This window comes from Brevundimonas sp., assembly GCF_016463485.1.
Taxonomy (GTDB): Bacteria; Pseudomonadota; Alphaproteobacteria; order Caulobacterales; family Caulobacteraceae; genus Brevundimonas.
The window spans coordinates 1-6528 of sequence record NZ_JAEMRD010000174.1; the positions used below are offsets into that span (position 1 = coordinate 1).

General features: G+C 67.8%; 8 protein-coding genes. 1 reads left to right on the forward strand and 7 read right to left on the reverse strand.

The window, feature by feature from the left end; translation table 11 throughout:
• Positions 1-117: 117 nt before the first annotated feature.
• From JHC99_RS16825 to JHC99_RS16855, 7 genes are all read right to left on the reverse strand, one after another.
• The gene (locus JHC99_RS16825) at positions 118-345 is read right to left on the reverse strand and encodes a hypothetical protein (protein ID WP_292155788.1); all 228 of its coding nucleotides are present in this window, start codon (positions 343-345) and stop codon (positions 118-120) included.
• Between the two features lie 36 nt (positions 346-381).
• Positions 382-1545, reverse strand: a complete 1164-nt coding sequence (locus tag JHC99_RS16830; RefSeq protein ID WP_292155789.1) for a phage portal protein — start codon at positions 1543-1545, stop codon at positions 382-384.
• 15 nt (positions 1546-1560) lie between these two features.
• Entirely contained in the window at positions 1561-2712 is a 1152-nt protein-coding gene (locus JHC99_RS16835; protein WP_292155790.1) for an SGNH/GDSL hydrolase family protein, read from the reverse strand.
• Entirely contained in the window at positions 2712-2993 is a 282-nt protein-coding gene (locus JHC99_RS16840; RefSeq protein WP_292155791.1) for a hypothetical protein, read from the reverse strand. Before JHC99_RS16840 ends, JHC99_RS16835 begins: the two co-directional genes overlap by 1 nt.
• Positions 2994-3049: 56 nt before the next feature.
• The gene (locus tag JHC99_RS16845) at positions 3050-4246 is read right to left on the reverse strand and encodes a terminase family protein (protein ID WP_292155792.1); all 1197 of its coding nucleotides are present in this window, start codon (positions 4244-4246) and stop codon (positions 3050-3052) included.
• Positions 4191-4652, reverse strand: a complete 462-nt coding sequence (locus tag JHC99_RS16850) for a hypothetical protein (RefSeq protein WP_292155793.1) — start codon at positions 4650-4652, stop codon at positions 4191-4193. Before JHC99_RS16850 ends, JHC99_RS16845 begins: the two co-directional genes overlap by 56 nt.
• Positions 4653-4773: 121 nt before the next feature.
• Positions 4774-5253 carry a YcgN family cysteine cluster protein gene (locus JHC99_RS16855; RefSeq protein WP_292155794.1) on the reverse strand — a complete coding sequence of 160 codons (480 nt, stop codon included), beginning with the start codon at positions 5251-5253 and terminating at the stop codon, positions 4774-4776.
• Positions 5254-5289: 36 nt separating this feature from the next.
• On the opposite strand from JHC99_RS16855, the gene JHC99_RS16860 reads away from it, so the two are divergent.
• Positions 5290-6528 (forward strand): ABC-F family ATP-binding cassette domain-containing protein (locus JHC99_RS16860; protein WP_292155795.1); only part of this gene is annotated, 1239 nt, incomplete at its 3' end.

A 6528-nucleotide genomic window follows, 5' to 3' on the forward strand; every position in this document is an offset into this window, starting at 1 on the left:
GCGGAGACCGGGTGGGAAGGGCAAGGCAATCAGCGCCGTATCGCCCTGACGTCCCCACCCGGTCGCTCCGCGACCTGCCCTCCCCCGTGGGGGAGGGAGAATCCTGTGTCACCCCCCTCACCGTCCCGCCTCCAGCCGCCGCTCGATCCGCTCGACGGCCGCCCGCGTGGCGACCCCCTGCTCCTCCAGCCGCGCCAGCCGTTCGGCGACCAGCCTCTGTTCGCTGACCCGCACCTCCAGCGTGGCGATCCGCGCCGCCGCGCCCCCGGCCCAGACCAGGCCGCCGATGGTCTGCACCACCAGGGCCACAACGAGTGCGATGGGAATACGCTTGATGTCGTTCATGTAATTCTCCTCCCTCTCCCGCAAGAAGAGGGGTCGCTATTCCCCCACCCCTGCCATCCGCCGCCGCTCTTCATCGGTCAGGAAGGCCGCCGCGTTCAGCCGCGCCCAGAGCGCATCCCGCTCGCCCTGCAAGGCCGGCACACTCTCCAGGTCCGCCTCGATCCGCAGATCGGCGGTCCCGAACCTCGGCCCCAACCAACCCGTCAACGCTCCCGCCGTCTTGCGCACCAGCGGCACCACCGTCCCGCGCCAGAAGGCCGAATTGGCCTCGCGATAGTTGGCGTAGGTCGCGTCGCCGGGAATCCCCAGCAGTTGCGGCGGCACCCCGAACGCCAGGGCGATCTCGCGCGCCGCCGCGTGTTTCCCGGCGATGAAGTCCATCTCGGCCGGCGACAAACTCATCGGCTTCCAGTCCAGCCCGCCTTCCAGCACCAGCGGCCGCCCCGCGTTCATCGCTCCGGAATGACCCTCCAGCTCTGCCTTCAGCAAGGCGAACTGTTCGGCGGTCAGCCGCTCCCCGTCCCGTCCGCCATAGACCAGCGCCCCGCTCGGCCGCGCCGCATTGTCCAGCAGCGCCTTGTTCCAGGCCCCCGACGCATTGTGCACGTCGATCGCGAAGGCCGCCGCCTCCAGCGGCGACAAGCCGTAGTGGTCGTCGGTCGGGTGAAACAGCTTCAGCTGCATCGCCGGCATCCAGCCGTCGGCCCCGCGCGCGATCCGCACCGACCGCCCGTCGACCGTGTATTCATAGGCGGCGGGCCACCCCTGCCGCCCCGGCACGATCGTCACCCGATCGGGCCTCAGCGACCAAAGCTCTTCCGGCCCCTCATCGCCGACTGCCTCGACATAGGCGTTCCCCGCCGTCTGCAGGGCCGCATACAACCCTTCCAGAAACTCTGCCCCGGCCTGCTCCGGATTGGGCTTGGCCAGCAGCCGCGCCAGCGGATGCGCATCGGTTCGCACCCCGTCCTCGAACACCGTCAGCGACACCGACGCGGCGGCCTCTGCGATCATCCGCACGCAGCGATAGACCACCGGGTTCTTGGTGAACCCCTCCGACGCCAGGGTCGCATAATCCCTCGGCGTCCACCGCGCCCGGCCCGCGCTGGTCAGGGCGATCAGAGGCCCCGCGCGACTGTTCTTGATTTCGGGCGCGACGACGCGCGCCCTTCGGCCCGTAAGCCAGGGAGGAAAGGCCATTCTCGGTTCCTGTTGTCAGCTGATCGCGCGCCGCACGGCCTCGGCCATCCGGGCATATCCGGCGGCGTTGGGATGCAGGTCGTCGCGCATGTATCCGGCCGCATGGGCCACCGTGTGGGTCGAGCCCAGCACCGACCTGAAATCGATCGGCACCTTCAGTCCGTTCGCCGTGGCCACATCGGTGATGTAGCCCGCGAAGGTCGCATGATTACTCGCATAGGCACCGCCGATCGGGTTCGGAACGGCCAGCAGCACGTCCGCCCCCGCCGCGACCGAAGACGTCACCAGGGCCTGCACATTGGCCTTGAACGTCGCTTCCGAAGGCGGCGAGGCAGAGTTGAAATCGTTGATCCCGACGCAGATCAGGACCAGATCGGGCGCATGCTGGGCCAGGGCATTGACCGTGTTCCAGGCCACCACCGTGTTGGCCAGATCGGCCGACGTCGCCCCCGACCACCCCGCGTTCAGCACGCTGATCTCGCGCTGGGTGCTGTCATGGGCACTCAGGCCACAGATCCAGGCGATGTTGGCGAACTCGGCAGGCTTGGCCAGGTCCAGCACGTGAGTTCCGCGCGGCACGCTCAGCGTCGCCTTGCCGATCCGGTTCAGGCCCGCGCCACGATCTGTGGAGGCAGTCATCAGAGCCGCCCCGCCATCGATCGCCAGGCTCAGCGCCGAGACCGACAGGGTCAGGGCATAGTAGACCTCGAAGGTGTCCACGATCCCGCCCGGATCGAAGCGAAAACGACCCGTCCCCGTCGTCCCGATGAAGAAGCCGCCCACGGTGGCGTTGTTCACGCCCGACGACACCGTCCACCCCGTCGTTCCATCCGGAAAGCTCACACGCGGGTCGAAGGCGGTGATGTCGGCCGCGTTCTGGTTGCCCCTTGTGCTACGTCGCGATGCCCTCAGGCCCCGCGCCGTCAGCTGGCTCGCCAGTTGACTGGGCCAGGACCCGGCCTTGTTGTTGTCGCCCATACCGATCGCATAGGCGCCATGCCCCGCCGTCGTGCTGTCGCCGAGGCAAACCAGTCGCGCGTTCCTCTGCCCCGCCTGCATCGCCCGCACCGCCGCCGACCACCGGGGCAATCCCGGCACGGCAAACGGCGGCGGCCCCGGCGGCGTCGTGCCCGCCGCCGCCACCCTGGGAAGATCGAACGCCAGCATCAGTCGAACAGCGCCAGGATGGCCTCGGCCGTCGTGCCGGTCGCCAGCACGCGCCGCGTCTGCACGGCCAGATATCCGACCGGATGGTTCCTCAGCGTCACCGCCGTGTCGTCGCTCGTCCCGGCAGGGATCAGCCGCACGTCGCCGGCGATCCCGACATACAGCGCCTTGGCGACCGCGCTCAGGTCGGTTGCGTCACTGGGTGTCACGGTCTCGACCCGGCGCGCCGGCGACCCGGCCGAGGGCGCGCGCGTGGAATAGGCGTCCGGAATGGACGGCATGGTCGTCTCCTGATTTTGGTGTGAAGCGATCCCGCATCGGCGGGCTCGCGGGTCGTCTAGAGGCAGCGGATCCGGGGACCCGGCCGCGCGTCGATCAACAGGTCGGTGATGGCCCAGACCAGGGCGTCGGCGCGGTCGGGGCTCGCGCCGCCGACCTCAGACCCCAGGGCCATCATTTCTTCTTCGAGCTGGGGAAAGGCTGCGCAATGCACGACCCGTCCCTGTTCATACAGCGCCGCCACAGGCTCCGCCCGCGACCGTTTGCCGGTCGAGGCGTGGACCAGCCGGATATGCGTCTCGCACCCGGCTTGTGACAGGATGGTGCGCACCATCTCCCCGCCCTGGTTGGACTCGGCGACGATGGAATGCGCGCCGTACATCCCGGCCGCCTCGACCACTGCCCGGGCCCAGCCGTTCGGCGACAATCCTCGCCGCGACCTGTCGGCCAGCACATAGGCCGTGCGTCCCGCCCGCCCCACGACCACGATACCGCAGCCGTCGCCGTGGGTGGTGATCGGCGGGTCCACCCCCACCACGATCCGCTCCATCTGGGCCGGCCGGTTCCCCCGCGCAGTCGCCAGATCGGCTGCGGTGAACAGCGCCCCGTCCGCCTCGACCACTAGCCCCTCAAGTTCCTGCGCCGCCAGGCTGGTCCCGCCGTAAAGATCGTTCAGATGTGCCAGAAACCCCGGCGACAGGTTCTCTGAATTCTCGGACGTCGGCCCCCGCTCCACATAGGCGTCGGCGCTCGTCATCAGCCGTCGCAGTGCCGGTAGAGGCCGGGGCGTCGTCGTCACCAGAAGTTGCGGATGGTCTCCCAGTCTGAGCCCAAACCTCAGGTTCGAAAGCACCCGTTCCGGCTGCCTCCAGGCGCAAAACTCGTCGGCCCAGGCCGCGTGGAACTGCGGCCCTCTCAGACTGTCCGCGTCCTCGGCCGAAAAGGCATAGGCCACGGTGCCGTTGGACCAGACCAGCCGCTTGCGGCTGCCCTCCCAATGAGGCCGACTGTCGGCGTCGGCCAGCGTCATCACGCCGGACGGCCCTTCGATCATGACCTCGCGTACGTCATGCAGGGCCGGCCCCACCAGGGCCAGGGTCAGGTTCGGGCGTTTCGCCAGGTCCGCGATCCAGGCCGCCCCGGCGCAGGTCTTGCCCGAGCCGCGCCCGCCCAGCAGGACCCATGTCCTCCAGTCGAAGTCAGGGCTGATCTGATGCTTGTGCAACGCCCAGGTCGCCGCCAGATGTTCTCGCATCTCTCTGAGCGAGGTAATCGCGGCAATCCGCGCGCTTTGCTTCGACATTGGTCCTGAGACGAGCGAGACGGCGTTCCAGTTCCTGTCGCATTCGCTCAAACTCTGGGGTGCCTCGGTCGTCTGCATCGTTGGCCGCGCCCTCGCTCATCTCGTCCTCGTGGTGTTTGTCGTTGGTGCGGAATTTTGACGGCTTGGGCCGGAGCCCTTCGACCAGCTTTACGGTGCGCGCCATGGTGCCGATCGCGCGAAACTTGCGCTCGATGGCCAGCACGTCGCCGCGCTTCCATTCGGTGTCCTTCAGCGCTTCGACGCCTTCATCGACCATCGACTGAAACGTCGCCATATGGTCTTCGGCCCAGCAGCGTCCCTGCATTGCCCGCCCCGCTTCGTCCTTCATTCCGGCCATGGACGAACTATAGCGGACCAGCGCCCCTGGGCGCGTAGAAGGCCTCGAGAATCGTCCAATCCCTTATCCTGCAAGGGATTGGACGCTCGAAGTTCGCAACCTGGGGCCCGCGGACAAGCCGTCAGCCGCGCTCGACGTCCCATTCGGGGGCTTCATAGCCCACAGCGTCCTCGGGATTTTCCAGATCCAGTTCGGAAATCGTCTGCCCGCGCACTGACACCCCGGCCTCATGAACGCTCTCGGGGTCGCCCGACACCAGCGGATGCCAGTTCGCCAGCCCTCGACCCTCGTCGATCCGACGATAGGCGCAGGACTTCGGCATCCACTTCAGCTCTTCGATGTTCCACGGCGTCAGCTTGATGCAGTCCGGCACATGGTCCTTGCGGTTGGCATAGTCGGTGCAGGTGCAAGCGGCGCTGTCGAACAGCCGGCAATGCACCTTGGTGGCGAACACCGTGCCCGTATCCTCGTCCTCGAACCGGATCAGGCAGCACAGCCCGCACCCGTCGCACAGGCTCTCCCACTCCTCGCGGGTCATCTGTTCCAGACGCTTGGTCTGCCAGAAGGGCTTGGAGCCCGGGGTCGTACGCTCTACATCCACGCGTCCTCTTAGCCTCCCCGGCTCCCGAAAGCACCTATGGCTCCCAGACCCCCCCTCGTCGCCCTCAAAGACGTGCGCCTTCAGGACGGCCAGCGCCCCCTGTTCGACGGCGTCGATCTGGCGATCGAACCCCGCACCCGCTCCTGCCTCGTCGGCCGCAACGGGGCCGGCAAGTCCACCCTGATGAAGGTCGTGATGGGCCTGATCGAGCCAGACAGCGGGACCCGCTCCATCCAGGGCGCGGTCAAATTCGCCTATGTCCCGCAGGAGCCGCTGATCGCCGGCGAGACCCTGCTGGACTACGCCACCTCCAACGACGCTGAACACTGGACCGCCGAGGCCTGGCTCGAGACCTTCGGCATGGACCCGCACAAGTCCACCAAGGGCCTGTCCGGCGGCGAGATCCGCCGCGCGGCCCTCGCCAAGGCCTTCGCCGAGGAGCCCGACCTGCTGCTGCTGGACGAGCCGACCAACCACATGGACATCCTGGCGATCGAGTTGCTGGAAAAAGAGATCATCGCCGCTCGCTGCGCCGCCTTGATCGTCTCCCACGACCGCGCTTTCCTGAACCGCGTCACCCAGTCCTGCCACTGGCTGGAGGGCCGCCGGGTCCGCACCCTGAACAAGGGCTTCGACGCCTTCGACGAATGGTCCGCCAAGACCATGGAAGAAGAGGCCATCGCGTTCCAGAAGCTGACCAAGACCATCGAGCGCGAGACGGCGACCTTCTACTCCTCCATCACCGCCCGCCGCAGCCGCAACGAAGGCCGCGCCCGCAGCCTTGACGCCCTGCGCGCCGAACGCGCCGAACAGGCCAAGGATCGTCCGCGCGAGATGCTGCTCGGTGTCGATTCCGGCGGCACCTCGGGCAAGCTGGTGGCCGACCTGAAGAGCGTCACCAAATCCTTCGGCGACCGCGTCGTGATCAAACCCTTCACCAGCCGGATCATCCGCGGCGATCGCCTCGCCATCGTCGGCCCCAACGGCGCGGGAAAGACCACGTTGGTCAAGATCATGCTGGGCGAACTCGCTCCCACCGACGGCACGGTCAAACTCGGCGCGAGCCTCGAGACGGTCTATCTCGACCAGTCCCGCGACGGGCTTCGCTCCGACATGACCCTGTGGGACGCGCTGACGCCGGGCGGCGGCGACTCGATCATCGTGCGCGGCATCTCCAAGCACGTCGCCGCCTACGCCAAGGACTTCCTGTTCACCGAGGCCCAGCTGCGCCAGCCGATCTCGACCCTGTCGGGCGGCGAGCGCAACCGCCTGCTG

What these genes read in the sequence shown, in the direction of transcription:
- JHC99_RS16830 (WP_292155789.1), bottom strand. Translation starts at nt 1,545, where the DNA reads ATGGCCTTTCCTCCCTGGCTTACGGGCCGAAGGGCGCGCGTCGTCGCG.
- JHC99_RS16835 (WP_292155790.1), bottom strand. Translation starts at nt 2,712, where the DNA reads ATGCTGGCGTTCGATCTTCCCAGGGTGGCGGCGGCGGGCACGACGCCG.
- JHC99_RS16845 (WP_292155792.1), bottom strand. Translation starts at nt 4,246, where the DNA reads ATGCGAGAACATCTGGCGGCGACCTGGGCGTTGCACAAGCATCAGATC.
- JHC99_RS16825 (WP_292155788.1), bottom strand. Translation starts at nt 345, where the DNA reads ATGAACGACATCAAGCGTATTCCCATCGCACTCGTTGTGGCCCTGGTG.
- JHC99_RS16840 (WP_292155791.1), bottom strand. Translation starts at nt 2,993, where the DNA reads ATGCCGTCCATTCCGGACGCCTATTCCACGCGCGCGCCCTCGGCCGGG.
- JHC99_RS16850 (WP_292155793.1), bottom strand. Translation starts at nt 4,652, where the DNA reads ATGGCCGGAATGAAGGACGAAGCGGGGCGGGCAATGCAGGGACGCTGC.